Below are 23,803 nucleotides of genomic sequence, written 5' to 3'. Positions count from 1 at the left end.
TAATTTTTTATTTTTATAGGGTTTTATAAGTTGCTGAATTTTAATCGGTTCGTAGTATTTGGGATGATTTTAATTAGGAGCTTAAAATGTTAAATCTTAAAAAACGTAAATTAAAGGCGCTTTCTCAAGATGCTGCTGTTATTCCATCAAAGATGACCAATCACATTGGTGGTGCAAATGGTGCTTATGTCAATGTGGGAGGCGATCATATCGGCACTGTCACGCCACATGGCACGATTATTCAGACAGGTCCAACTGATCCTGATGGTCCTTATACTGGCACAATCACGAATCCAGGAACTATCACAGGGCCAATTACAGGCCCGGGCACGATTGGTACGAGCAAGTATTTCTAAGCATGTTATAAGGTGTGATGTGCAAAGTATATTGCACATCACATTAAAAGGGTTTAATACAGGTTCATGCAGTTTGCATAAAAGGTAGTGGTTGCAGGCCAGTCGCTAAAGACGCCCTTTACGCCCACTTGTTTTGCCAGCACATCCAATACGGTATAGACGTCGCCTTCATTTTTGATAGCGTCATTGATCCCTTGGTAATACCATCCCCCGTTTTGAGAAATTAAACCTGAACGTTCAAGTGTCCAAGTAATAATATCCAAATTTGCCGCGTTAGCTGCTTTTGCATACTGTGAGGGGACGAGCTTACCTGTTTCATCTAAGGTCAATAACACCCACAGTGGCGGTGCGACAATATTCACTCCACTGGCTTTTATTTCATCCATACTTGGCTGCCAGCTCTGAGGGCTATTGGGATCAAAATTTTCGTCACGGTAGCGTCCATCTAGATACACTCCTTGTCTACCAAAGCGAGTTTGATGTCGCCAATATTGTACATCTTCAATGTTGAATGATTGAGGGAACACTTTACGAGGAGATACGCCTGCCGAGCGATACTCATTGATCATCTTCTGTGCATAATCTTCTTGAGTCATACCGTTAAATGGCATATCGACCGCTGGGGCTTTTAATTCTGGTGTCATTTTGACACGCAAAGACTTAAACAACTCAATACTTTGCGCGTGCGTCATTAAAGTCCCTGAAGCAGAATATAAGTCAGTTCGCCAATTGGCAGTTCCTTTAACGTACTCTTGAGGCGATTGTGCGTTAGGGTTGGCGCCATCCATTTTGCCCTTAAGTTGCATGAATTCATCAAGCGTTAAATCTGATGTACAGCATTTCGCGCTCGCAGGTGTGCCCGTTTTCATGTCTGCAGGTGTGAAAGGTTGGCTACATTTAGCGGCAAGTTCTGGACGCAGCAAAATGTCGGTACTGGTGTGTAAGTCACACTGTGCATGACGGCAAACGAGTTCTTTATCTTTGGTAAATGTGACATCACACTCGAGGATACCCGCTCCCATTCGCGCAGCTGCCAGATATGACTCTTTTGTATGCTCAGGGAATTGTGTTGGCGCACCACGGTGGCCAATAGAAAAATCACTTTTAAATACGGGCCTATTCATACAGCGTGATAGTTTTGTTTTTAAAGTGCTAGGGGCCATTTGATCGACTAAATAAAAAGGTCGAGGACCCAGCTGAGCAGTGGCGTGTGAATAGGCACTGCACAGCAGTGCCATGGTAAGTACGATAGTAGTTAAAATTTGCATAACGTCCAAGTAAGGTTGTTTTTTTAACTATTATCGGTATGAATTATGACGTTTGTATGAGCTATTAGCGGTAGTTACCGCGATAATTTTCTACCCAAAGTTTGGTTGCCCCGCACACTGCTGCTGGCATCACAATCAAGTTAACAAATGGGATGGCTGTGAGCACAAAAACAGCAAACCCAAACCCATATGAAAGCCCTTGTTGGCCTTTGAGATCTTGCTTCATTTGGGTGAAGCTAATCTTGTGATTATCAAAGGGGTAATCATTATACTGTACGTTGTACATCCAGCAGGTAAAGAGGATCCATAAAATTTGTCCAATGACCGGCAGCATCCACAACATTAAAAAGAAAATAATCGCGCGAGGCAGGTAGTAACAGAGTTTAGTCCACTCTCGGCCCAACATACGTGGCACATCTTTGACGATATCTGCAAAGCCATCGTCATTAATAGGCTGACCTGTTAGATGTAGTTCTACTTTCTCAGACAATAATCCGTTGAAGGGCGCAGCGATAAAATTAGTAATCACCGTAAAGACCATGCTGTAGCTAAATAATATAATTAAAATTGCCAGTGGCCAAAGTAACCATTCGAGCCAACTGAGCCAGCTTGGCAAGGCGGTACTCAAGTAGTTAAACCCTTGTGTTAACCAGTCGAATAAGAAAAATAGTGAGCCGCCGAATAAAACAATATTGATCAAAAGAGGAATAAAAACGAATCGTTTTAACCCTTTTTGGCCAAGCATTGAGAAGCCAGCGATAAAGTACTCCATCCCTTTGGTAATTTGCATAAATAAACTCTAAATTGGGAACAGTTAACGCTTATTATAATCGGTATTGTTACTTTCGTGCGTGATTTTTTTATGCCATGGCTTTGTGCCAAAGGCTTGATATTCTTGGGAGCGTGAACTTATGTCACACTATCTTACAATTATCTTAGGTACATATTAACCGTTTACCCCTTGTAAACGATTAGGTGAGTCCATACACTAATTAATATATTCTTTTGGAGAAAAAACAGCATGCGTGTCTTTCACCTTTTGTTTGCAGTCAGCTTAGCGACGTTGCTTTGTGTAACGGCGGCGGGAGCGCATGCAGCAGAAGAAAGGCAGCAAGTTGTAGAGCTTATTGCAGATTTAGATATTCAGTACTTGGATATCGATTTTGATGAAGCTGTGCCGTTTGTAGCATCAAAAAGTACCCACTATGATGCTGAACAGATCGGGCTTGTTTTTTCTGCCACCTTTCACTCACAGCCACACAGTACTCAAATTCGCGCCCCCCCTGCTCATTAATCCCCTTGTAAAACAACATTATTAATTCTAATTAATCGTCGTGAGGTGGATCATGAGTTTTTATCATGCATTAAAAACAGCAGCCGTTGATAATGGCGCTGTTATTAACAATACATTCAATGTCGTCACAACCAATACAAAAACATTTGAACAGCTGCCAGCAGAGCAGTTTTTACGTCCATTGCCAGCGATACACATCGATGTCGATGCGTGTTTGGACGATGCAACTCTGGTTTTAAATAAAACGCATCAGTCAGTGGCATTAGTTATGAACTCCGCCAATGAGCCTGTTGGGTTAATCGCATTAGCTCAGCTAGGCAGTCGTAACGTTTTAGAAAAAGCACAAAAAATGGGGGTAAGTCGCAGTGAGCTGGTGGTTTCTGACATGATGGTACCTATTGCTTCACTACGCCAAATCTCGACTGCACAGGTGGTTAACGCACTTGTTGGTGACATCAAAGCAACGATTGAAGCGGATGGGTTATCCTATTTATTTGTGCAAAATAGCCAGAAAAAAGCGGTGGGCTATTTTGATATTATTGATCTTGTTAAACGTAGTAACGGTGTGATTTCAACGTTGAAAGCGAGTCATGATTTTAAAGATGTAGTTGCACAAATACTACATAACAAAGAAATGTAACAGTTCCCCCAAAGTTAATGTAAATTAAAGCCAAGGCATCTATATGATGCCTTTTTTAATGTCTTTTTAGTGTTTTTTACAGCTTAAGGGAGTTTGACATTATGGCGTTTGGCATACCAATAAAATAATGGCAGTTCGATGATGGTGAAGCTCACTAAGGTAAACCACGCCCAGCTTACCTCAAAAAAGAATAAGGTAAATTCAACGCCTGTTGCAAAATAAACCGACCCTGCAATACCCAAAGAGACCATTGAGGCAATAAAGTCTTGAGTAGAGATTTTTTTAAAGTCATTTCCCGCATATGTTGGATATATCGCAAAATAAGCAATAAATAAGATGGCAACATTCAAAAGAATTATGTGAAGCTCTGCGGACATAACTGCGTCTCAACTAGGGATTGGTCGGGGTGATATCAAACAGTATCACATTTAAATTGTGCCGCTATTGTAATCACTCTTTTGAATGAGTGCAAAGTAAGCTGCATGCGATTATTTTGCTTAATTTGTAGCGCATCCTGCCTAGCTCTGGGCAATTACACTGCCTTTTATTCTATATTGTGTATATACTTCGCTCCTTAACCAAATGAGGTGTGTATGCTGTCTAAAAATCAACAAAAACTTGTTCGCGCTCTGGCACAAAAAAAATACCGTAAACAACATGGTTTATATCTTGTTCAAGGTGAAAAAAATGTCTTGGAATTATTGCAAGCCGGTGTTGAAGTACAGCAGATATTTGCCACGCCACAGTTTATCAGTGCGCATCATGCAGCCTTAAAGCAGTGTCCAATAACTGAGTGTGACGAGCAATCACTCAGTAAGGTGAGTACCTTAGTAAGCAATAATGCAGCGCTTGCCATCGTGCCAATCCCCAAAGAGAAAGAGATTGATAAAAGTGGTCTTATTTTAGCACTTGATGGGGTATCTGATCCGGGCAATCTTGGTACGATTATTCGTTTGGCAGATTGGTATGGACTTAAGCAAGTTGTGGTCAGTGAAGATTGTGCGGATCACTTAAATCCAAAAGTGATCAGCGCCACTATGGGCTCATTTGTTAGAGTGAATGTGGTTAGAACTGATTTAACTCAGTTTTTAAGTCAGTATGATGGGCCGATTTATGGCGCTTATCTAGATGGACAAAGCGTGCATAAAACACCATTCTCAGCTCAAGGTGTGTTGGTGATGGGCAGCGAATCACACGGGATCCGCGAGCAAGCGGGGCAGTACGTTAACCAACCTATTACGATCCCCGCGTATGGACAAGCAGAGTCACTGAATGTGGCGATGGCCACGGGTATCATACTTGATAACTTTCGCCGCTCAATTTAATGTACGACTGTTACTGTAGTAATAAAAATAAATAACTCTGTCTATGCGTTTAAGTCACATTAAGCTCGCCGGATTTAAATCCTTTGTCGAGCCAACCAAGATCCCATTTCCTGATCAGATGACCTGTGTGGTTGGGCCAAATGGCTGTGGAAAATCTAATGTTATTGATGCGGTACGCTGGGTATTAGGTGAAAGTTCAGCTAAGAACTTGCGCGGTGATGCGATGACGGATGTAATCTTTAATGGCTCGACAAATCGTAAAGCCATTTCACAAGCTTCTGTTGAGCTGATGTTTGATAATACCCGAGGGACATTACCAGGTTCGCTTGCAGACAGAAATCAAATCGCTATTAAACGTTTAGTGACCCGAGACGGTCAATCTTTGTATTTCTTAAACGGCAGTAAGTGCCGCCGTCGCGATATTACGGATATTTTCCTCGGCACAGGCTTAGGGCCTCGTAGCTACTCGATCATAGAGCAAGGCATGATCTCGCGGCTTATCGAAAGTAAGCCTCATGAACTGAGAGTCTTTTTAGAAGAAGCGGCCGGTGTCTCTAAGTACAAAGAGCGTAGACGAGAAACGCAAACGCGAATAAAAAGCACGCGAGATAATCTTGAGCGTTTATTGGATATGCGTAAAGAACTGCAATCGCAGCTTGATAGATTGGCCCAGCAAGCGGAAGCCGCAAGAAAGTATAAGGAATTAAAAGCCAAAGAACGGACCTTAAAAGGTCAATTGGCAGTGTTAAAGTGGCAGGACTTTAACGATAAATTGCAACAAAAAGTGCAGCAAATCGCTAAATTAGATGAAAAGTTACAGTTTTTAGAGCAAGCCCATGGTGGGCAAAACGATGTGGTAGCGAGTTTTGAGCAGCAAGTTACACATTTAACGGATGCACTGGGTGCTTTGCAGCAAACGTTGCATAAAACACATACTGAGCTGACCCGTGCTGAACAGCAAAAAATTCACCTTACAGAAAAACGTATTGAGCTCAATGAAGCAAAAGTAAAATTAACGTCAGAACAAGTAAAAGCGCAGGCATTATTGACAGAGCAGCAAGCCAGTTGTGCCATACATCAACAAAAGAGTGAGGAGGCAGCTGAGCGTTTGGCGCTTGCAGAAGCTGAACTTGAAGAACGAGTGGCCGTGTATGAGCAAACGCATCAACTCAATAATGATGTTGATAGGGAATTGCATGAACTGACAGAACAAGGCTCTGTCGCAAAAGAGCAACATGCGGCCAGTAATGTGACTTTGCAACAAGCAAAACAGAAGTTGCGTCATCTCGAGGAGCGTCATGCCAGCTTAGTCGCCGATAGCGAGACACTGACAGCACAAAATAGCAGTGAGTTATTAGCTGAGGAACAGAGCAAGCAGCAGTCGCTGGTGAAAGAAATGGCTGCGCTGCAAAGCCAATCGCATAAGCTGCAGGAGCAGCGCCAATATAGTGAAACGCAAATTCGTGTAAGCGAAGGGGCTGTGCAAAACGCGCAGCAACAACTACTACAAAGTACTGCTGAACGAGACACTTTAAATACGCTTTTAGGCGCGGACGACGGTGTTGATCTCCCTTCATTTTTAGCGCAATTAAAAGTCTCAGCAGGGTATGCGCAAATTGTTGAATGCGCACTGCTTGGGCTGGATGTATTATCATTACGTGATGAACCAAATGGACCAGGACTTTGGGAAAAATCACGACAGCCTCATGTTGAAAGTGTCGCACAGTTCATCGTATCAGGGGTTTTTCCTACCTTTTTAAATCATGTAAAGTGGCTGGGGACAGCCAGACAATTTGTGCCTACGCAACATTTTATCCTCGCAATTGATGATGAAGGGTGTGTTTATGGTGATAACTTTACAATGCCCAAGCCGCAGGGCAGTGCGAGCCAGTTGGTCAACTATCAAACGTTAGATACCTTAAACTCAAAGATCCCTATACAGGAAAAAGGCTTAGCTGAAGCAGAGCAACATAGTCAAATGTTGATTGCCAAACATGCTGAATTAGATGAGAGTGTTGAGCAAAATAAGCAAGCGGTGCACAGCGTGGCACAGTTGGTGGCTGCCAATAAAAGCCGATTAGAAATTTTGGAGTTGCAGCACCAGGGTTGGCAGGCACAATCAGACAAACTTGCCGGAGAGTTAACGCATATTCGCCAAGAGGTCGCTTCGGCGCAAACATTGGTGCAGCAGGAAACTGAGTTACACCAAAAAGCACAGGAACATCTGGCCGTAGTGCAGCAAAAATTGGTTGATAAAAAACTGTTAGCTGAGGCGAATAAACAGCAAGCCCAAGCGACACTCATTGGGAAAACACAAGCCCAAGAGCAGGTGCATCAAGCAAAAATGGCCCTACAACAAGCACAAAGTGATCAACAGATCAGTGCGACAAAATCACTCCATTTAAATGATAGTATGCAGCAAAGTATGTTGGCGTTAGAAGGCAATGCTGAGCAACTGATGTTGCTTGAAACCCCCTTGTTAGAAACACAAACACAGATCTCAACATTACTGACAACGCATCAAGTGCAGCAACAGAAACTCACCGACGTGGAGCAGGAGGTTACAAAGGCAAAACAACAATTAGCTGAAAAGCAAAGTAGTGTGCAGGACGCCCAGGCGAATAGTCTTAAACTCAAAGAACAAAAACAACAGCTACAATTACAAGAGCAGAGCTTAGTTGTAAAAGCGCAAGCTGCACTGGAGCCTTTACTGGAGCTCAAGCAAACGTTGAAAGGTGTGCTGGCTACATTGGATGAAAAGTTAAGTGTTGGGGTCTATCAAAGTCAGTTAACTGCGACAACACAAAAGCTATCTATGTTAGGGGCCGTTAATTTGGCTGCCATTGAAGAGTTTGATGAAGCTCTAGCTCGAAAAACCTATCTTGATGTGCAGTTAGATGACTTAACTGCGGCATTGGAAACGCTTGAAAATGCGATCAGAAAGATTGATAGAGAAACAAAAACAAGATTCAGAGCGACCTTTGATCAGGTAAACCGTGATTTAGGAGAGCTGTTTCCAAAAGTGTTTGGTGGCGGAAATGCCTACTTAGAGCTCACCAGTGATGATTTGTTGGAAAGTGGTGTTACTATAATGGCGAGGCCGCCGGGTAAGAAAAACACGACAATTCATCTGTTAAGTGGTGGAGAAAAAGCGTTGACCGCATTATCATTGGTATTTTCTATCTTCAGATTAAATCCGGCACCGTTTTGTATGTTGGATGAAGTAGATGCGCCGCTAGACGATGCAAATGTTGGACGCTTTTGTCGTCTCGTAGAAGAAATGTCTCAGGCGGTGCAATTTATATATATTAGCCACAACAAAGTGGCGATGGAAATGGCCGCAAGGCTGACGGGGGTGACTATGGCGGAACCAGGTGTTTCACGTGTAGTTGCTGTTGATATAGAGCAAGCAGTGCAGATGGCACATACATAACAAAAGTAAAGGTGAACAATGGCCACAGAATTAAGATGGGCATTAATCGTGATCAGTGCGTTGATCATAGGTGGACTACTGATACATGGGCTATGGTCTGTTAGAAAAAAAGAAGACAAAAATGGTCGTAGACAAGAATTATCAACTGCGAACGAGGACACTAAGCCAAAAGAGCCTGAACTAAGTGATATGAGCTTTGCTGCTGTCGAGGAAGAACAGCACCCGAGTACAGTTGACACAGAGCAAATGGATACACAGCCACAGCCTGCAGAGCAGCAAAATGCTGAGTCCTCAACCCACAGTACGCAAGCAGCACCTGAGCCGCAAGACTTTATCATTTTACACATCCAAATGCCTGAAGGGCTAACGATGGCGGGCTCCAAGTTACTACCAAGTGTATTAAGCCTTGGTTTTAAATACTCTGAAGAGGGCTTTTTTAATCGACACTTAGAGTCTTCGGGTAATGGCCCAGTATTGTTTAGATTGGTAAATATGTATAACCCTGGCACATTTGATATTGATAACATGGAACAGTTCAGCACAGCTGGAGTGAGTTTGTTTATGACTTTACCGTGTGAGGGCGACAGCATGGCTGCGTTTAATATGTTACATGGTGCAGCGAAAAAGTTATCAGATGAGTTCGGTGCGCAAGTATTAGATAGCAATCGCGAACCGTTGACAGTTGATACAATTCGCACGTATGTCGAAAAAGTACGTGAGTTTGCAGCATAAGTTTTAGATGCAAAGATGACCCGTGTGTCGGGTAACAAAAAAGATAGAGTAAGCCACTGGTAAGGACCGGTGGCTTTTGTTTTATTAAGAGGTTGAAATGTCGGAATCTATCAGCAATAGAATCAATGAATTAAAAGCACAACTGGAAGATCATAATTATAAATATTATGTATTGGATATGCCCACCGTGCCGGATGCAGAATATGATAGGTTAATGCGCGAACTCACCGAACTGGAAATAGCGAACCCGGCGCTTTTAACCGCCGATTCGCCTTCGCAGAAAGTGGGCGGTGTCGCACTGAGCAAATTTGATCAGGTGACGCACAAAGTACCGATGTTATCTTTAGATAATGCGTTTGATGAGGCTGAATTTAACGCATTTAATCGCCGTATTAAAGAACGTTTATTGGAATCCAGTGAGCTGGCATTTTGCTGTGAACCAAAGCTAGATGGTTTGGCAGTGTCGATTTTGTATCGCAACGGTATATTAGTTCAAGCCGCAACGCGTGGTGATGGCCAAGTGGGCGAAAACATCACAGAAAATGTAAAAACCATTCGCAACATTCCATTGCGTTTAAGAGGTGACAACATTCCTGAGGAGGTTGAAGTACGTGGTGAAGTCTTTATGGATAAAGCCGGCTTTGAAAGACTTAATGAAACGGCATTAGCGAAAGATGAAAAAACATTCGCCAATCCAAGAAATGCTGCGGCAGGTAGTTTGCGTCAACTAGATTCTAAGATCACCGCAAAACGACCTTTAATGTTTTATGCCTACTCCATGGGTACAGTGGAAGGTGCTGAGCTTGCTGAGACACATTATGGCCAGTTAGAGCAATTAAAACAGTGGGGCTTACCCATGTGTCCTGAAACGAAGCGTGTGGAAGGGGTATCTCAAGCACTGGCTTATTATCAAGATATTTTAACGCGCCGAGATGCATTGAGCTATGAAATTGATGGCGTGGTCATCAAAGTCGATGACAAGCAGCAGCAAGCTCAATTGGGTTTCGTTGCTCGTGCACCTCGATGGGCAATTGCATTTAAATTTCCTGCACAAGAGGAAATGACTCAATTACTGGATGTCGAGTTCCAAGTGGGGCGCACGGGAGCGGTGACCCCGGTAGCAAGGCTTGAGCCTATTTTTGTCGGCGGTGTGACCGTATCGAACGCGACTTTGCATAATCAAGATGAAATTGATCGCTTGGGTATCAAAGTGAAAGATCATGTCATTATCCGTCGTGCTGGAGATGTTATCCCGCAGATCACACAAGTTGTATTAGATAAGCGACCTGAAGAGGCTTACGACATTGAGTTTCCAAAGACGTGTCCAGTGTGTGACTCACATGTTGAACGTGTGGAGGGAGAAGCTGTTGCGCGTTGTACGGGCGGGTTAGTGTGCCAAGCGCAGAGAAAGGAAGCGATTAAACATTTTTCATCGCGAAAAGCCTTAGATATAGATGGGCTGGGCGATAAGATAGTTGAGCAACTGGTGGACAGAGAACTAATAAAAACGCCTGCAGAGCTGTTTAAGTTGCGTCAAGGCCACTTTGAGTCCTTAGAGCGAATGGGCCCTAAATCAGCTAAAAACTTAGTAAATGCACTGGAAGCTGGCAAGCAGACAACATTAGCGAAATTTTTGTATGCGCTAGGCATTAGAGAAGTGGGTGAAGCAACGGCACAAAATTTAGCGAATCATTACTTAACACTTGAAAATGTTATGAACGCCTCCATTGAAAGTCTACAAGAGGTGAGTGATGTTGGTGTTATCGTGGCACATAATATCCATGCGTTTTTTGGTGAGCAGCATAATCAACAAGTTGTTGCTGAGCTTCAAGAGGTGGGCGTTCACTGGTCTGATATCGAAGCACCCTCAGAGCAATCTCAGCCGCTTGAAGGTCTAACGTATGTATTAACCGGTACTTTGAGCCAGTTAAATCGAAATGATGCAAAAGCGAGGTTACAAGCATTAGGGGCCAAAGTCGCTGGCAGTGTTTCCAAAAATACACATGCTTTGGTTGCAGGTGAAAAGGCTGGTTCTAAACTGACAAAAGCACAAGACTTAGGTGTTGAAGTGATGGATGAGGCAGCTTTAATCGCTTTATTTGAACAGCATCAAGGGTAAATGATAATGACAAAGCTCATCCTCAGGACGGGGAGCTAATAAAACATACAGAAATAGAGAGGGCAGTGTGAGTAAGTTAATTGGGCGGTTTGGGCCTGAATATTGGGATAAGTATGGCGTATATCGTACACCGCTTGGGTTCAACTTAACTTTGCTTGTTTTGCTTCGCCCTTTTTTTGTCTGGTTGATGTCAGCACTGACTTGGCGCCCAGATTTAGACATTATGAGTTTGTTCTTTCCCTCTAAAACTAACTTTTTGGTGGCAATTAGTATCGCTGCAATCGCTTTGCTACCAGCCGTTGTATATTCCATGCGCAGGCCAACTAGTTCGCAAAAATGGGGGCGTGTATGGCGTTATATGCGTTGGCCTATGCTAGTGGCTGCGGCCTTAGACCTTGGTTGGTTGATAATGCAAGCTGCCAGTAATTATTACCAGTTTTCATTTTATCTTGCGAGTCAAATTGTTTTGGTATCTTGGGTTATTTTATATTTGATCAACAGTCGTTATTTAACTTGTTTTTTTGGCGACTGGCCTGAACCAGATGCAAAATAGCTTGACGAAAAAGCGGCAAGACGCCTAAATGATATTGGGGTGTTTTGTCTATCTGTTGTGACCTAATTAAACGGTTAATTCGTATCAATCTGTGAGCTGAAAAAGTAAGTCCGCGACGAATTCATTTTATTGGCGTTAAAGCACTGACTGACCCAGTTGTGTCATCAATGAGGTTTATGCTCGATGTGTACTACGCGGTGATAGATGAGATAGTTATTATTATCTTCTAATAATAAAAATTAAACTAGTTTAGGAATATCAACATGTTACTTTGGAAAGATATACTTTCGTGGGCGAGCGAAGGTAATCCAGCGCCACCTAGAAAGGTCGAAAAAAGTTTAATGCAATGGCAAGCTTTACTTGAGCCTTCTGTCTTTCATATTACTCGAAACAAAGGGACTGAGAGGCCATTTAGTTCTGAATCATGTAGCCTATTCGAGCCAGGCCAATACGAATGTGCATGTTGTGGTGAGCTGTTATTTGATGCTCAAGAAAAATTTGAGAGTGGTTCTGGCTGGCCATCATTTACTCAACCTGCCAGTCAGAATGCAATAGCTTACCATGCAGACACAACCCATGGCATGACAAGAGTAGAAATTGTCTGCAATGTTTGTGACGCGCATTTGGGACATGTTTTTCCTGATGGCCCTAAGCCCAGTGGTTTACGGTATTGTGTAAACGCACTTGCGATGGTTAAACAAGAGACTGTTACGTAATCCAATCTAGGTCGACTGATATAATAGGTGTGGCGCAGTGTTCTTTATTGCGCTAACCCCATTTCCCTCATTTGCGCCATAAGTTTATCGAAGCGTACCTCTTGCTCAGAGTCGAGATCAGTGCTTTGTAGAACTTTTAGACACTTCTTGGCAAGGTTTGTGTTAAATGTAATACCCTTTTTTCCAGTCGCATCCGCAAGGCATTGGAGCAGGTTTAAGGCGATGCTGGCATTTTTAGGCATTACTCTAAAAGCTTGAGAAAACGCTTCTAAGGCTACATCAAGTTGCCCTTTATTAAATTGTTTCACAGCGTGATTGTTGAGCTCTTTGGGGCCCATTGTAATATCTTTACGTTCATCATGCTGTTGTTGTAAGTAACGCATCATAACAGGATCTTCCTGCTTTTGATGCCGCTCACAATGTTCGATTATTTGACTAAATAGAGCCTGTGCTTTGTGTTGAAACCCTAATTCATGAAAAGCTTTGGCTTTATCTAATGCTGCGTCAACAGAGCGGATCTGAGGTTCGTCATCGAGTTGCTCCATTAATTGACGTGCTTTTTTGTGCTCGTCTTTAAGGTAGTGTAAGCGTGCGTGCAATACGTCCATTTGAGTTTGATTAATAGCATGAGGAAACTGCTTTTTTAAATCGTTCAAGTACTGTTGTGTTTGGCGAGTAATTTTATTGATTTGTTCATGTTGATCTGTGGCCAACGCGAAATCAATGCCGGCTCTTGCTGCATTTAAATAAACTTCGGGGCTATCATGGATCGAATACTTGGCAAAGCTGGCAATTTCTTTTTGTGCGTTGTAACTGCACTCATAGTCATGATTAATCATCGCAACGGTACTTAATGACTTTTGCCTAGACAGATTTCTTGGGGCAATTTGCGACGCTTCATGTAGTGCTTTTTGCGCGTGTTCAAATTGGTTTAATTTAATTTCTAATCGTCCAAGCAGATCAAGTGCTGCAAGCCGAGTTTCACTTTTTTCTATCAAGCCTTTTAATAATTTTTGAGCGGTAAAGTCTTCGTTATTTGCAATGAGGGCTTCAACTAAGCCAAGTTTTGCCCAAGTAAACTTTTGCAAGTCTAACGCTGATTTATAAAATTGCTTGGCTTCATCAAAACGTTTGAGCTTCAGCAGCATTTCGCCTTTTAATTTTAGTAACATGACTGAGTAGCTAGTTTGCTGGCTATCCAATTCGGCATTGATAAACTTGAGTGCTTTGGAGTAATTCTCATCGTCTATTAACGTGTAGAGTTTTTTAAGGCTTTGCTTTCTTTTGAGTACTCGTTCGATCCGTGATTGCAGATCTTTGATGGTAAATGGCTTGACCAAGAAGTCGTCGGGTTGCAGTTCAACAACGCTATGGACCAGTTCAGGGCTCGTTTCGGCTGAAGTAAAAATAAAACCAGTACTTCGTTTGATTAATCGTTTCTTTAAGAGTTCTTCATAAAGTTGATAACCATTTTGTCTTTTGCTTAAGTCAAAAGAGCAGATGATCAAGTCAAATTTATTAACTTCGCAGCTTTCTTTTGCGATTGCAGCTGATTCTGCGACAAATATGTTGCGATAGGCTAAACGCTCTAGAGATTGCTTCAAATAGCTGAGCGAAAGCGCTTGTTCTTCCACAATTAAAATTTTCGAATTAACAAATGGTTGAACGGCCATATTAGTATCAGAATGTTACCAACAATAATTTTAGTCTAGACGTTTCTTCAAACTTTTAAAATAGTCTGAGATAGAAGTTAAAATACAACTCAAGAAGATAAACGTGGTTTAACAGAAAGAAAAGTAAGAATGGTGGGTTGTACTGGACTTGAACCAGTGACCCTCGCCTTGTAAGGGCGATGCTCTCCCAACTGAGCTAACAACCCGGGATATGTGTAATTTGGTGGGTGATACTGGACTTGAACCAGTGACCCTCGCCTTGTAAGGGCGATGCTCTCCCAACTGAGCTAATCACCCAAATTACAGTCTATATTGGTGGGTTGTACTGGACTTGAACCAGTGACCCTCGCCTTGTAAGGGCGATGCTCTCCCAACTGAGCTAACAACCCAATATAGATTATATGGATATTATCCAACCGCAATGCGGATTTAAGTGGTGGGTTGTACTGGACTTGAACCAGTGACCCTCGCCTTGTAAGGGCGATGCTCTCCCAACTGAGCTAACAACCCGGGATATGTGTAATTTGGTGGGTGATACTGGACTTGAACCAGTGACCCTCGCCTTGTAAGGGCGATGCTCTCCCAACTGAGCTAATCACCCAAATTACAGTCTATATTGGTGGGTTGTACTGGACTTGAACCAGTGACCCTCGCCTTGTAAGGGCGATGCTCTCCCAACTGAGCTAACAACCCAATATAGATATACTTAGATATGGTGGGTTGTACTGGACTTGAACCAGTGACCCTCGCCTTGTAAGGGCGATGCTCTCCCAACTGAGCTAACAACCCATATCTAAATTTACAACAAACATTGTGTATAACACCGCGTTGCTGTGGGGCGCTATTATAGGGAGCCAAGCAAAGGAGTCAATACTTAAAAATGAAAATTTCGTTTGCTTGCTGTATTTATAGGCAAATTAATCTAAATACAATAGCTCTTCATTATAAGGAGTTTAAATAACAGTAGTTAAAAATCTTCAAAGTTGTGATTTTGTATCTTTACGATGCTCTATTTCTCTTAAGTGCTTTGCTTTTGATATGCCATGCAAGAGATTAAGTCATGAGTATTGCTTTTTTGACAATATACTAAGCAGTAAAAGAGTGAAAAAGTTAAAACCTGTCATAGTCATCAATTAGAGTGGGGCAGGGAGGGCTAGATCAGTACAAAAATCAAACCAAAACAAAAGGTTTGTTTGAATTTAAAGTGGGTTTTGTTTATATTGTGTCCTCTTGGGCGCTTTTTAAGGCAATTAGAAAAAACTTAACTAAAAATTGTTGACTTTATTTTCCTGCCTGCATAGAATGCGCCCCGCACTCAGCGATGCACAGTAACAAATTTACTGTATGCAAAGGGGCTATAGCTCAGCTGGGAGAGCGCCTCGCTGGCAGCGAGGAGGTCGACGGTTCGATCCCGTCTAGCTCCACCAAGCACATCGTTGAAAAAAGTCCTAGTGACATTAATTAGTTTTAAACTTCGAATGTTTAAAATTAATATTGTGTCCCCTTCGTCTAGAGGCCTAGGACACCGCCCTTTCACGGCGGTAACAGGGGTTCGAATCCCCTAGGGGACGCCACTTACTTTAAGTAAGTATCAAAAGCTCGTATGGTAAGAGTCTAAATAACCAGTCCTAGTGACACATAATGTGTCCCCTTCGTCTAGAGGCCTAGGACACCGCCCTTTCACGGCGGTAACAGGGGTTCGAATCCCCTAGGGGACGCCACTTACTTTAGGTAAGTAACAAAAGCTCGTATGGTGAGAGTCTAAATAACCAGTCCTAGTGACACAAACTGTTTTGTTATAATGAAGTTCGGTCTATTCGACCTTCACGCTAACAAAAAATTATTGAAGCGTTGATTCAATGAGCAGATTTTTTGTCCCCTTCGTCTAGAGGCCTAGGACACCGCCCTTTCACGGCGGTAACAGGGGTTCGAATCCCCTAGGGGACGCCACTTACTTTAAGTAAGTATCAAAAGCTCGTATGGTAAGAGTCTAAATAACCAGTCCTAGTGACACAAAACTGTTTTGTTATAATGAAGTTCTGTCTATTCGACCTTCACGCTAACAAAAAATTATTGAAGCGTTGCTTCAATGAGCAGATTTTTTGTCCCCTTCGTCTAGAGGCCTAGGACACCGCCCTTTCACGGCGGTAACAGGGGTTCGAATCCCCTAGGGGACGCCACTTACTTTAGGTAAGTAACAAAAGCTCGTATGGTGAGAGTTTAAATAACCAGTCCTAGTGACACATATTGTGTCCCCTTCGTCTAGAGGCCTAGGACACCGCCCTTTCACGGCGGTAACAGGGGTTCGAATCCCCTAGGGGACGCCACTTACTTTAGGTAAGTAACAAAAGCTCGTATGGTGAGAGTTTAAATAACCAGTCCTAGTGACACATATTGTGTCCCCTTCGTCTAGAGGCCTAGGACACCGCCCTTTCACGGCGGTAACAGGGGTTCGAATCCCCTAGGGGACGCCACTTACTTTAGGTAAGTAACAAAAGCTCGCATGGTAAGAGCCTAAATAACCAGTCCTAGTGACACAAAACTGTTTTGTTATAATGAAGTTCGGTCTATTCGACCTTCACGCTAACAAAAAATTATTGAAGCGTTGCTTCAATGAGCAGATTTTTTGTCCCCTTCGTCTAGAGGCCTAGGACACCGCCCTTTCACGGCGGTAACAGGGGTTCGAATCCCCTAGGGGACGCCACTTACTTTAAGTAAGTATCAAATGCTCGCATGGTAAGAGTCTAAATAACCAGTCCTAGTGACACATACTGTGTCCCCTTCGTCTAGAGGCCTAGGACACCGCCCTTTCACGGCGGTAACAGGGGTTCGAATCCCCTAGGGGACGCCACCTTCTTTGTTATCCTTCAGCCATTCTTGCTAAATTAATTCCCTTTGCTAAGTTTAAATTTATTATTGCAGTGCGCAATTGACTCTCGTGCTTAATGACTTTGATTGGTATTCTGTATTTTCCTGTCTATCTCGTGATGAATTAAGGCTTAGATATTGGATAAATTTACACTTCCATTTATCTGCATAAGCTTGGTTTAGAACAATTTTTAGTCATTTTTGTCATGCTCGCATTGGCGTAATCACTTACTATTGCCTTTTAATTTAGAGTGAGTTGCTATGGCTAAAGGAAGAACAACGGTAACCAACCGCGAATACGACTATCCCAGTTCTTATAATTTATTATCTACAACTAATACTAAAGGGCAGATCAAGTATGCTAATCGTCAGTTTTGTGAAGTAGCAGGTTTTGAATTACACGAGCTAGAAGGTAAGCCACACAATATTGTGCGTCATCCCAGTATGCCAAAACCGGCGTTTCAAAATATGTGGAATTATATTGAATCTGGTAAGCCTTGGATGGGCATGGTAAAAAATCGTTGTAAAAATGGTGATCACTATTGGGTTAATGCCTACGTAACACCCATTACAAATAACAGTGGCCAAACCGTTGAATACCAATCGGTCAGAACAAAGCCAGATCGTTCGGTAGTTAACAGGGCAGAAAAAATTTATCAGAAACTCCATGATGGCGCATCAGTAGATAGCTTTACCAGAGCTTCAATGTCGTTGTCTGCTCAGATGATGTTGATCATTGGCGCGTTTTATATATTAAGTATGATATTTGCGTCGCTGCCGTCCCCTTGGTCCTATATTTTAGAAACTGTTTTAGTTGTTGTTGCTTTAATTTTAACTTACCAGCGTTTATCCCCTGTCAGGGAGTTAAGTCAAAAGGCACGAAAAGTCTACGATAATCCACTAATGCAAAAGATTTATATTAATAAAGTTAACGACATTGCCGCGATTGAGCTGGCGTTATTAGCCAGAGAATCAGAATTACGTGCAGTACTTGGCCGAGTGAAAGATGCCAGTGATACGGTTCGAGGCCATGCTAAAGAAACCGTTGATGAGTGTGATAAAAGTGCTCAACTGCTAAATAATCAGCAAGCGCAGACAGGATCGCTTGCTACCGCAATTAACCAAATGACGGCGACGATACAAGAGATTGCATCAAATACCAATAACGCTGCATCGCAGTCAGAAGCCGCATTAAAATCTGTCAAAGAGGGCAGCTTAGCGGTCAATGAGAATATGGAAAATAATTACACCTTGTCAGAAGAATTGACTCAAACCCAATCCGATATTGAAGATCTCAATGCGCAAACGGTGAATATAGGTGGCGTTGTGGATGTGATCCGTGGGATCTCTGAACAAACCAATTTGCTTGCATTAAATGCGGCAATCGAAGCTGCGCGTGCTGGAGAGCAGGGCAGAGGTTTTGCGGTTGTGGCTGATGAAGTTAGAGCTCTAGCGCAGCGTACGCAGGACTCAACAAAAGAAATTGATGATATCGTCGCCAACCTACGACAGCGTGCAGAACGCGCCGTACAGGCGATACAAAATGGGGTTGAAAAGTCAGGGCAGTGTGTTGAAAAAGCGGAGGGTACGAAAGCTTCTTTGGATAGTATCAACTCGATCGTGAATGATATTTCTAGTCTGAATTATCAAATTGCAACTTCAACGGAAGAGATGTCGGGAGTCAGTAACGAGCTTAATAATAATGCGGTGACGATTTCTCAGCTGGCGACTGACTCACTGCAAAGCTCGGATAGATCGCTTGAAACCATGGCAAACACTCAAAAAGCGCTATCTGATCAAAAATCATTGGTGGATCAGTTTATTGCTAAATTTCAAAATTAATAATGACTTATGTGGCGTGTATTTACACGCCACCATGTGGGCTACCTAAAAAGCCAGCGACATAAAATAGCCAGTTTATTCAATTAATTCACCACTCATTCTCTTAAGATTTCCATTAGCCGTTATTCAGCGGATATATTTGTTTAGCTTACAGAGGTATATTATGAATAAAGCACTAAAACTGGCTTATGAACGGGAAATGCTGACCGCACAAACTTTGTATCAGCAAGGCGATTTTATTACTTGTTTCGAATCTCTTGAAAGAGCGCATATTCTTGGGCAGAAGTCTGTGTGCAGGCACACCAAAAGCCATTGGTGGATGCTAAAAGTAGGACTTAAACTGGCGGATAAAAAAGAAGTATTGGGGCAAATATTAAGAGTGTTTGCTGCAATTATTTTCTCACGCATTTGGGTGCCTAAAGGCAATACGGGAGGTGCCAATGTTAGTTCAATTAAGTCTATGCCCATACCGGATGAGCTTAAAGTTTTCTTTAATGAATAAAGAAAATTTGATTAGAGTTAGTCCTAAAAGCACATAAACCAGCGACAAAGTGAGTGAAAAAGTTTTGCAACAAAACGTCTGGATAAAGACTGGATATATATTACTTCATGGCGCTAGCATCGATGCGGATGAACATCAGCATATCGCCATGCAAGTTGTTTGGCCAGATAGAGACAGCACTTGTACTCTAGCAGGTAAGGCATTTCATAAGGTAGTGATCATTGATTCAAATACGCCACATTGCTTGAAAATGCAAAGCGGGTGGGTGTTATTAGTTGAGCCGCATAGCGTATTAGGGGAGTGCTTAAAGGAGCAATTAAGTGGTCAGTCTCTGAAATTACTTAGTGCCGAAGCTAATCTAAAGCCACCCTTGTTTCACAGTGACGCGAGCACTATTTTTTTCAAAGCTCTCGCTGAGTTAATACCAAGGGGAGGGATGTTAGATAGCCAGCTAAATACTATTACAGACCCTCGGATAAATTGCTTGTTGGCTGAGCTGAACTCGTGTTTTAGTGGAGAGTGCATAAAGCCGCTGCAATGGCGTGCAAAAGAGGTTGCGCAAAAATATCATTTATCAGAAAGTCGGTTTTTACACCTTTTCTCTGGGCAAGTGGGAATTTCTTGGCGGCCTTATTTATTATGGAGAAGAATGTTATGTGCCTTACTAACAATGCAAAAAGGGGCGAGTGCAACTGAAGCTGCCTTTAGTGCAGGGTTTTCTGACAGCGCCCATTTAAGTCGTACCTTTAAAAATACATTTGGCATGACAATTAGACAAGCCATCAGTTTATTTAAGTAACAGGAATAATAAGTTAAGCCATATAATACATGTCTTGCCCCTTCAATTGCATCGCGCAGGTGCAAATTGACCTCTCATATCACAGTAAAATTCATCGAAAACTAAGCCCCGTTATTAAACAGTTAAAAAATATAGATATAATCAAGAATAATGATGAGTGGTCATTTTTTGTAACATTTCAAAGGTATCCATCACATTGCGCTTATGCCAATTTATCCAACACTGTGAAGTATGAAATTTAACTGCTCTGGCTGTGTATGATTGTCAGCTTGAGTAGTTATGAAAGCATGTACATGAATACAAAAGGAGGCGTAATGCTTACAGTGCATATTGTAGCTGGTTCATTTTTACTGCTGTTTGGTATTGGCGCTTTGAGTTTTGCAAAAGGAAAGCTCAGGCACAGATGGTCAGGCAACCTATTTTTCCTTGCTATGCTAATAATGACAGGGACTGCTGCTTTTTTTAATGGTGGTGCAACCATGTCGCTGATGACATTTTATTATGGTGTCACAGCATGGGTGATTGTACTTAGAAAAGAGCAAACAATCGGTATTTTTGAAATATTGGCTATGTGCTTAATACTTTATGTCAGCATGTCTTTATTCTATTTTATATATACCGCAGTGGACTTAGACCCGACGTTCAAAGCTATTTTCACCATTCATGCCTCTGTGGCCTTATTCGCTGCAGGTATGGATCTGCGGATGATCCTAAATGGAGGCCTGTCTGGTAAGCACCGCATTGCTCGGCACACTTGGCGGTCGTGCTTTGCTATGCTGGGGGCTGTGATGTCATTTTCAGCGAATACATCAGATAGATGGCCAGACTTTATTGACAGCAATGCGTTAATTTATCTAATGATAGGCATACTGTTTTACTGGGTAATTAGAGTGCTTTTCACTGGTTGGTCAAAGCGGTTAAATGGTATTGTTGGTGATAGCTTACTACTCAAGAAGTTACCTGTGTTTAAGCGAGAAATTAAAAACTAATAGCGCTATTTTATAGGAAGTGTGATGGGCGAGAATGGGCCCATCACAGGTCGAGAGCGTTAAATGAAAATGGGAAAAGCTATAGAGTATGATTAAGTAAACCGCCCCTGATTAAATGTACTTATACTGCCAATTTTTGCTTGCGATATTGCCCTGGCGTGCAACCTGTAAACTCTTTAAATGCGCGGCTAAAGGGGGCTACAGATGCAAAGCCACTTTCAATACCAACGACAAGCACCGGCCAGTCGCGTTTATCGGGTGCACTTAATATTGTCTTGGCGTACTCGATACGTATCTGGTTCACATAGTGATTAAAGTTCTTCGCATTAAAGCAAGTGAGCATAATAGTGCGGATACGATACTCGGGAAGGTCCAGTTCTCGAGCAATATCGGCCACACGTAAATTCACATCCAAAAAGCGCTTTTCTTCCACCAATAGGCGTTGAATTTCTTTGGAAAGTAGGTGCTCACTTTGGGTAATGCCCTCATTTTTCAAGTCTTGCTGCATAAGCTGTTGCTGTCGAAATCGTATCAGCCAATGTGTACTGATAAAGATTAAAGTATATGCGAACACGACTAACCACTCTCTTCCTTCGCCTGTCGCTAAGTCTTTTGGTAGGGATACAGCAATTAACATCACGCTAATGATACTCACCAAGAATGAAGACAGGTAGACCATCGTGATTTTGCGCTGGGTCATGTTTGCGCTTTGCAATACCCGATAACCTTCCCAAAATGCGAGAATGAGCATACCTGATGATAATATTGCAATTGTTTCGGATAACACGGTTATCAAGGCCGATAGCCAATCAGTTTGGAGCTGCCACATTTTTTCTGTAAATCGGAATAGGTGCCTTAATATCAGGCATATTCCTAGTACACCTGCAAACAGGAGATGATGGTGATTAATGGGATTGGTTTTTCGAAAAAATGCACGTGAAAAGAGCCAGTACCCGCTACAAGTAGCGAAACCGAATATTCCTAACAGATGATGATAGGGGGCAAAGTAAGTGTTTGTTAGTTGATAGGCAAGATACATTGATGAGGATGCACAAAACCCTGCAAAAGCTAAATGTAAAATGTGTTTGTGTCGAAGACGATAATGATTGAAAGCTAATCCCAGACTTAACAAAACGGTAAATGACTGCGCAATTTTTAGTGGTTCCAATTTAGATTCCCTCCCACTTTTATGAAGATTCTACATTAACCTTGTTCTTTTTCGATAATCTTCTGATTTATTTGCTTTTCTTAGCATCGATTTTGAAATTCGATACGCTTTGAAGTCTTCATATTGGCAGTATTGACGTGAAATTTAGAAGACAAGGTATAGTTATGAAAAATAAATCTGTCGTTGATAACGAAAGTGTTTGTGTACGAAACAAGCCAGCCAACCAATGCCACTCAATACAAAAAGGTGCTCCGGCAGTCGCACTATGGAAAACATGGGGGCTAAGACTCATATTTGCTGCAATGGTGATTGTTCTGGGTTCTAAGCAATTAAGTTATATTCTAGAAGGTGCTTCTGAGTGGAGCCGTTGGAGAGGCCTTGGGCATTCAATGTTGTTTGCACTGGCTTTATTTGCAATAGGCGGTGTTTTTCGTCCTTTAACGTTTTTACCTATTATGCTCTATGAAATCGTTTGGAAACTGGTTTGGCTGATAGTCGTTGCATTGCCTCCATTTTTGGCAGGCCAAGATGTGCCGAACATCGTAAATGCAAAAGCATCGATAATAGGCATTGTCGTATTAATAGTTTTGATCCCATGGCGGTATGTTTGGTGGAAGTACTTTAGTCAGCCGATTGAACCATGGAGACGGAAAAAACGATTGAAATAAATGAGCTGTCATTTTGATGAAGGCTGCTAGGCATGAATTGCTAGCAGCTTTACATCAGCAAAAACGGTCGTTTTAAATATAAAAGAAACTAAAACAGAAGCTTACTTTTATTGAATAACTAAATTAGAGCCAAATAATCGTTTGTCCGTGGCAGGTTTTAACCTTATATTGCCTAATTTATGCGTCCGTTTTTTCTTTAAATTCGCACAAATCTTCAATAATACAGCTGCCGCATTTTGGCTTTCGAGCAGTACAGACATAACGACCATGTAAAATAAGCCAATGGTGCACATCCACTTTAAACTCTTTTGGTACGACTTTTTCTAGTTTCTCTTCTACCGCGACGACATCTTTACCCATAGCAAACTTAGTCCGGTTAGAAACTCTAAAAATATGTGTATCGACGGCAATGGTCGGCCAGCCAAACGCACAATTAAGCACAACGTTTGCGGTTTTGCGACCAACACCGGGTAAGGCTTCTAATGCCTTACGGTCTTGGGGGACTTCTGAGCCATGTTTCTCGATTAAAATTTGGCACAGTTTAAACACATTGTTGGCTTTTGAATTATATAAGCCAATGGTTTTAATGTACTCCTTTAACCCTTCAACGCCGAGCTCAACAATCGCTTCTGGCGTGTTAGCGACGGGGAATAACTTACGGGTTGCTTTATTGACGCCCACATCTGTCGCCTGTGCTGACAAGGTGACGGCAACCAATAATTCAAACGGGGTGGTGTACTCCAAGTCGGACTCAGGGTTTGGATTGTCTTCTCGTAGTCGAGTTAAGATCTCTAAACGTTTTGCTTTATTCATGACGGTTTTTAAGTAGTTAGCTAAGAGGGGCTAAGTGTGATTGCA

General features: G+C 42.2%; 20 protein-coding genes and 16 tRNA genes. 23 read left to right on the top strand and 13 right to left on the bottom strand.

Annotated elements, in window-relative coordinates; genetic code table 11:
* Nucleotides 1–86: 86 nt before the first annotated feature.
* Entirely contained in the window at nucleotides 87–356 is a 270-nt protein-coding gene (locus tag S4054249_RS17605) for a hypothetical protein (protein WP_046356471.1), read from the top strand.
* Nucleotides 357–409: 53 nt separating this feature from the next.
* Here S4054249_RS17605 and S4054249_RS17600 read toward each other — a convergent pair whose 3' ends face one another.
* Nucleotides 410–1,594, bottom strand: coding sequence for a glycerophosphodiester phosphodiesterase family protein (locus S4054249_RS17600; RefSeq protein WP_230851922.1), 1,185 nt, complete (start codon nucleotides 1,592–1,594; stop codon nucleotides 410–412).
* A 94-nt stretch (nucleotides 1,595–1,688) separates the two neighbouring features.
* Nucleotides 1,689–2,414, bottom strand: coding sequence for a sulfate transporter CysZ (gene cysZ, locus S4054249_RS17595; RefSeq protein WP_046356473.1), 726 nt, complete (start codon nucleotides 2,412–2,414; stop codon nucleotides 1,689–1,691).
* Nucleotides 2,415–2,645: 231 nt separating this feature from the next.
* Here cysZ and S4054249_RS17590 point away from each other — a divergent pair, with 231 nt between their 5' ends.
* Nucleotides 2,646–2,918 (top strand): hypothetical protein, encoded by a 273-nt coding sequence (locus S4054249_RS17590; protein ID WP_046356474.1) that lies wholly within the window; start codon nucleotides 2,646–2,648, stop codon nucleotides 2,916–2,918.
* Nucleotides 2,919–2,970: 52 nt separating this feature from the next.
* Nucleotides 2,971–3,558 (top strand): hypothetical protein, encoded by a 588-nt coding sequence (locus S4054249_RS17585; RefSeq protein WP_046356475.1) that lies wholly within the window; start codon nucleotides 2,971–2,973, stop codon nucleotides 3,556–3,558.
* Between the two features lie 83 nt (nucleotides 3,559–3,641).
* Here the strand turns inward: S4054249_RS17585 and S4054249_RS17580 are convergent, their stop codons facing one another.
* On the bottom strand, nucleotides 3,642–3,935 hold the full coding sequence (locus S4054249_RS17580) for a hypothetical protein (protein WP_046356476.1): 294 nt from the start codon (nucleotides 3,933–3,935) through the stop codon (nucleotides 3,642–3,644).
* A 216-nt stretch (nucleotides 3,936–4,151) separates the two neighbouring features.
* On the opposite strand from S4054249_RS17580, the gene S4054249_RS17575 reads away from it, so the two are divergent.
* From S4054249_RS17575 to msrB, 6 genes are all read left to right on the top strand, one after another.
* Entirely contained in the window at nucleotides 4,152–4,883 is a 732-nt protein-coding gene (locus S4054249_RS17575) for a TrmH family RNA methyltransferase (protein ID WP_046356477.1), read from the top strand.
* Nucleotides 4,884–4,926: 43 nt separating this feature from the next.
* On the top strand, nucleotides 4,927–8,316 hold the full coding sequence (locus S4054249_RS17570) for a chromosome segregation SMC family protein (RefSeq protein WP_046356478.1): 3,390 nt from the start codon (nucleotides 4,927–4,929) through the stop codon (nucleotides 8,314–8,316).
* Between the two features lie 18 nt (nucleotides 8,317–8,334).
* Nucleotides 8,335–9,048: a cell division protein ZipA gene (zipA, locus tag S4054249_RS17565; protein WP_046356479.1), complete on the top strand. Its 714-nt coding sequence runs from the start codon at nucleotides 8,335–8,337 to the stop codon at nucleotides 9,046–9,048.
* Between the two features lie 97 nt (nucleotides 9,049–9,145).
* Nucleotides 9,146–11,167 (top strand): NAD-dependent DNA ligase LigA, encoded by a 2,022-nt coding sequence (ligA, locus tag S4054249_RS17560; protein ID WP_046356480.1) that lies wholly within the window; start codon nucleotides 9,146–9,148, stop codon nucleotides 11,165–11,167.
* A 79-nt stretch (nucleotides 11,168–11,246) separates the two neighbouring features.
* Complete coding sequence (locus tag S4054249_RS17555) at nucleotides 11,247–11,720, top strand: DUF2919 domain-containing protein (RefSeq protein ID WP_046356485.1); 474 nt, start codon at nucleotides 11,247–11,249, stop codon at nucleotides 11,718–11,720.
* Between the two features lie 263 nt (nucleotides 11,721–11,983).
* The gene (msrB, locus tag S4054249_RS17550; protein WP_046356481.1) at nucleotides 11,984–12,436 is read left to right on the top strand and encodes a peptide-methionine (R)-S-oxide reductase MsrB; all 453 of its coding nucleotides are present in this window, start codon (nucleotides 11,984–11,986) and stop codon (nucleotides 12,434–12,436) included.
* A gap of 44 nt (nucleotides 12,437–12,480) precedes the next feature.
* On the opposite strand, the gene S4054249_RS17545 is transcribed toward msrB, so the two are convergent.
* The 8 genes from S4054249_RS17545 to S4054249_RS17510 form a co-directional block, all read right to left on the bottom strand.
* Nucleotides 12,481–14,109 carry a response regulator gene (locus S4054249_RS17545; RefSeq protein WP_046356482.1) on the bottom strand — a complete coding sequence of 543 codons (1,629 nt, stop codon included), beginning with the start codon at nucleotides 14,107–14,109 and terminating at the stop codon, nucleotides 12,481–12,483.
* Nucleotides 14,110–14,239: 130 nt separating this feature from the next.
* Nucleotides 14,240–14,315 (bottom strand) — tRNA-Val (locus S4054249_RS17540).
* A gap of 15 nt (nucleotides 14,316–14,330) precedes the next feature.
* Nucleotides 14,331–14,406, bottom strand: a tRNA-Val gene (locus tag S4054249_RS17535).
* 16 nt (nucleotides 14,407–14,422) lie between these two features.
* A tRNA-Val gene (locus S4054249_RS17530) sits at nucleotides 14,423–14,498 on the bottom strand.
* A 45-nt stretch (nucleotides 14,499–14,543) separates the two neighbouring features.
* Nucleotides 14,544–14,619: transfer RNA gene (locus tag S4054249_RS17525), tRNA-Val, on the bottom strand.
* 15 nt (nucleotides 14,620–14,634) lie between these two features.
* A tRNA-Val gene (locus tag S4054249_RS17520) sits at nucleotides 14,635–14,710 on the bottom strand.
* Between the two features lie 16 nt (nucleotides 14,711–14,726).
* Nucleotides 14,727–14,802, bottom strand: a tRNA-Val gene (locus S4054249_RS17515).
* 20 nt (nucleotides 14,803–14,822) lie between these two features.
* Nucleotides 14,823–14,898: transfer RNA gene (locus S4054249_RS17510), tRNA-Val, on the bottom strand.
* Nucleotides 14,899–15,460: 562 nt separating this feature from the next.
* Between S4054249_RS17510 and S4054249_RS17505 the strand changes: the two genes are divergently transcribed.
* The 13 genes from S4054249_RS17505 to S4054249_RS17445 all read left to right on the top strand — a co-directional run bounded on the left by S4054249_RS17505 (nucleotide 15,461) and on the right by S4054249_RS17445 (nucleotide 21,109).
* Nucleotides 15,461–15,536: transfer RNA gene (locus tag S4054249_RS17505), tRNA-Ala, on the top strand.
* A gap of 71 nt (nucleotides 15,537–15,607) precedes the next feature.
* Nucleotides 15,608–15,683, top strand: a tRNA-Glu gene (locus S4054249_RS17500).
* Nucleotides 15,684–15,754: 71 nt separating this feature from the next.
* Nucleotides 15,755–15,830, top strand: a tRNA-Glu gene (locus S4054249_RS17495).
* A 153-nt stretch (nucleotides 15,831–15,983) separates the two neighbouring features.
* Nucleotides 15,984–16,059: transfer RNA gene (locus S4054249_RS17490), tRNA-Glu, on the top strand.
* Between the two features lie 154 nt (nucleotides 16,060–16,213).
* Nucleotides 16,214–16,289, top strand: a tRNA-Glu gene (locus tag S4054249_RS17485).
* Between the two features lie 71 nt (nucleotides 16,290–16,360).
* A tRNA-Glu gene (locus S4054249_RS17480) sits at nucleotides 16,361–16,436 on the top strand.
* 71 nt (nucleotides 16,437–16,507) lie between these two features.
* A tRNA-Glu gene (locus S4054249_RS17475) sits at nucleotides 16,508–16,583 on the top strand.
* 154 nt (nucleotides 16,584–16,737) lie between these two features.
* Nucleotides 16,738–16,813 (top strand) — tRNA-Glu (locus S4054249_RS17470).
* Nucleotides 16,814–16,884: 71 nt separating this feature from the next.
* Nucleotides 16,885–16,960 (top strand) — tRNA-Glu (locus S4054249_RS17465).
* A gap of 278 nt (nucleotides 16,961–17,238) precedes the next feature.
* Nucleotides 17,239–18,819 carry a methyl-accepting chemotaxis protein gene (locus S4054249_RS17460; protein WP_046354115.1) on the top strand — a complete coding sequence of 527 codons (1,581 nt, stop codon included), beginning with the start codon at nucleotides 17,239–17,241 and terminating at the stop codon, nucleotides 18,817–18,819.
* 163 nt (nucleotides 18,820–18,982) lie between these two features.
* Nucleotides 18,983–19,321: a DUF3703 domain-containing protein gene (locus S4054249_RS17455; protein ID WP_046354114.1), complete on the top strand. Its 339-nt coding sequence runs from the start codon at nucleotides 18,983–18,985 to the stop codon at nucleotides 19,319–19,321.
* A gap of 49 nt (nucleotides 19,322–19,370) precedes the next feature.
* Complete coding sequence (locus S4054249_RS17450) at nucleotides 19,371–20,120, top strand: helix-turn-helix domain-containing protein (protein ID WP_052960816.1); 750 nt, start codon at nucleotides 19,371–19,373, stop codon at nucleotides 20,118–20,120.
* Nucleotides 20,121–20,434: 314 nt separating this feature from the next.
* A complete protein-coding gene (locus S4054249_RS17445; protein ID WP_046354113.1) occupies nucleotides 20,435–21,109 on the top strand; it encodes a hypothetical protein in 675 nt (224 codons plus the stop codon).
* Nucleotides 21,110–21,230: 121 nt separating this feature from the next.
* Here S4054249_RS17445 and S4054249_RS17440 read toward each other — a convergent pair whose 3' ends face one another.
* Nucleotides 21,231–21,938 (bottom strand): helix-turn-helix domain-containing protein, encoded by a 708-nt coding sequence (locus tag S4054249_RS17440; protein WP_052960815.1) that lies wholly within the window; start codon nucleotides 21,936–21,938, stop codon nucleotides 21,231–21,233.
* 503 nt (nucleotides 21,939–22,441) lie between these two features.
* On the opposite strand from S4054249_RS17440, the gene S4054249_RS17435 reads away from it, so the two are divergent.
* Complete coding sequence (locus S4054249_RS17435) at nucleotides 22,442–22,945, top strand: hypothetical protein (RefSeq protein WP_046354112.1); 504 nt, start codon at nucleotides 22,442–22,444, stop codon at nucleotides 22,943–22,945.
* 177 nt (nucleotides 22,946–23,122) lie between these two features.
* On the opposite strand, the gene nth is transcribed toward S4054249_RS17435, so the two are convergent.
* Complete coding sequence (gene nth, locus S4054249_RS17430; RefSeq protein ID WP_039608424.1) at nucleotides 23,123–23,758, bottom strand: endonuclease III; 636 nt, start codon at nucleotides 23,756–23,758, stop codon at nucleotides 23,123–23,125.
* Nucleotides 23,759–23,803: the final 45 nt, after the last annotated feature.

The organism is Pseudoalteromonas luteoviolacea, assembly GCF_001750165.1.
In the GTDB taxonomy this organism is placed as follows: Bacteria; Pseudomonadota; Gammaproteobacteria; order Enterobacterales; family Alteromonadaceae; genus Pseudoalteromonas; species Pseudoalteromonas luteoviolacea_G.
This window is presented reverse-complemented; position numbering and strand designations above follow the sequence as displayed.

Bases quoted from the DNA above. Each gene is read 5' to 3' on its own strand.
- S4054249_RS17605 (WP_046356471.1), top strand. From the start codon at position 87: ATGTTAAATCTTAAAAAACGTAAATTAAAGGCGCTTTCTCAAGATGCT.
- S4054249_RS17600 (WP_230851922.1), bottom strand. From the start codon at position 1,594: ATGGCACTGCTGTGCAGTGCCTATTCACACGCCACTGCTCAGCTGGGT.
- cysZ (WP_046356473.1), bottom strand. From the start codon at position 2,414: ATGCAAATTACCAAAGGGATGGAGTACTTTATCGCTGGCTTCTCAATG.
- S4054249_RS17590 (WP_046356474.1), top strand. From the start codon at position 2,646: ATGCGTGTCTTTCACCTTTTGTTTGCAGTCAGCTTAGCGACGTTGCTT.
- S4054249_RS17585 (WP_046356475.1), top strand. From the start codon at position 2,971: ATGAGTTTTTATCATGCATTAAAAACAGCAGCCGTTGATAATGGCGCT.
- S4054249_RS17580 (WP_046356476.1), bottom strand. From the start codon at position 3,935: ATGTCCGCAGAGCTTCACATAATTCTTTTGAATGTTGCCATCTTATTT.
- S4054249_RS17575 (WP_046356477.1), top strand. From the start codon at position 4,152: ATGCTGTCTAAAAATCAACAAAAACTTGTTCGCGCTCTGGCACAAAAA.
- S4054249_RS17570 (WP_046356478.1), top strand. From the start codon at position 4,927: ATGCGTTTAAGTCACATTAAGCTCGCCGGATTTAAATCCTTTGTCGAG.
- zipA (WP_046356479.1), top strand. From the start codon at position 8,335: ATGGCCACAGAATTAAGATGGGCATTAATCGTGATCAGTGCGTTGATC.
- ligA (WP_046356480.1), top strand. From the start codon at position 9,146: ATGTCGGAATCTATCAGCAATAGAATCAATGAATTAAAAGCACAACTG.
- msrB (WP_046356481.1), top strand. From the start codon at position 11,984: ATGTTACTTTGGAAAGATATACTTTCGTGGGCGAGCGAAGGTAATCCA.
- S4054249_RS17545 (WP_046356482.1), bottom strand. From the start codon at position 14,109: ATGGCCGTTCAACCATTTGTTAATTCGAAAATTTTAATTGTGGAAGAA.
- S4054249_RS17460 (WP_046354115.1), top strand. From the start codon at position 17,239: ATGGCTAAAGGAAGAACAACGGTAACCAACCGCGAATACGACTATCCC.
- S4054249_RS17455 (WP_046354114.1), top strand. From the start codon at position 18,983: ATGAATAAAGCACTAAAACTGGCTTATGAACGGGAAATGCTGACCGCA.
- S4054249_RS17445 (WP_046354113.1), top strand. From the start codon at position 20,435: ATGCTTACAGTGCATATTGTAGCTGGTTCATTTTTACTGCTGTTTGGT.
- S4054249_RS17440 (WP_052960815.1), bottom strand. From the start codon at position 21,938: ATGTGGCAGCTCCAAACTGATTGGCTATCGGCCTTGATAACCGTGTTA.
- S4054249_RS17435 (WP_046354112.1), top strand. From the start codon at position 22,442: ATGAAAAATAAATCTGTCGTTGATAACGAAAGTGTTTGTGTACGAAAC.
- nth (WP_039608424.1), bottom strand. From the start codon at position 23,758: ATGAATAAAGCAAAACGTTTAGAGATCTTAACTCGACTACGAGAAGAC.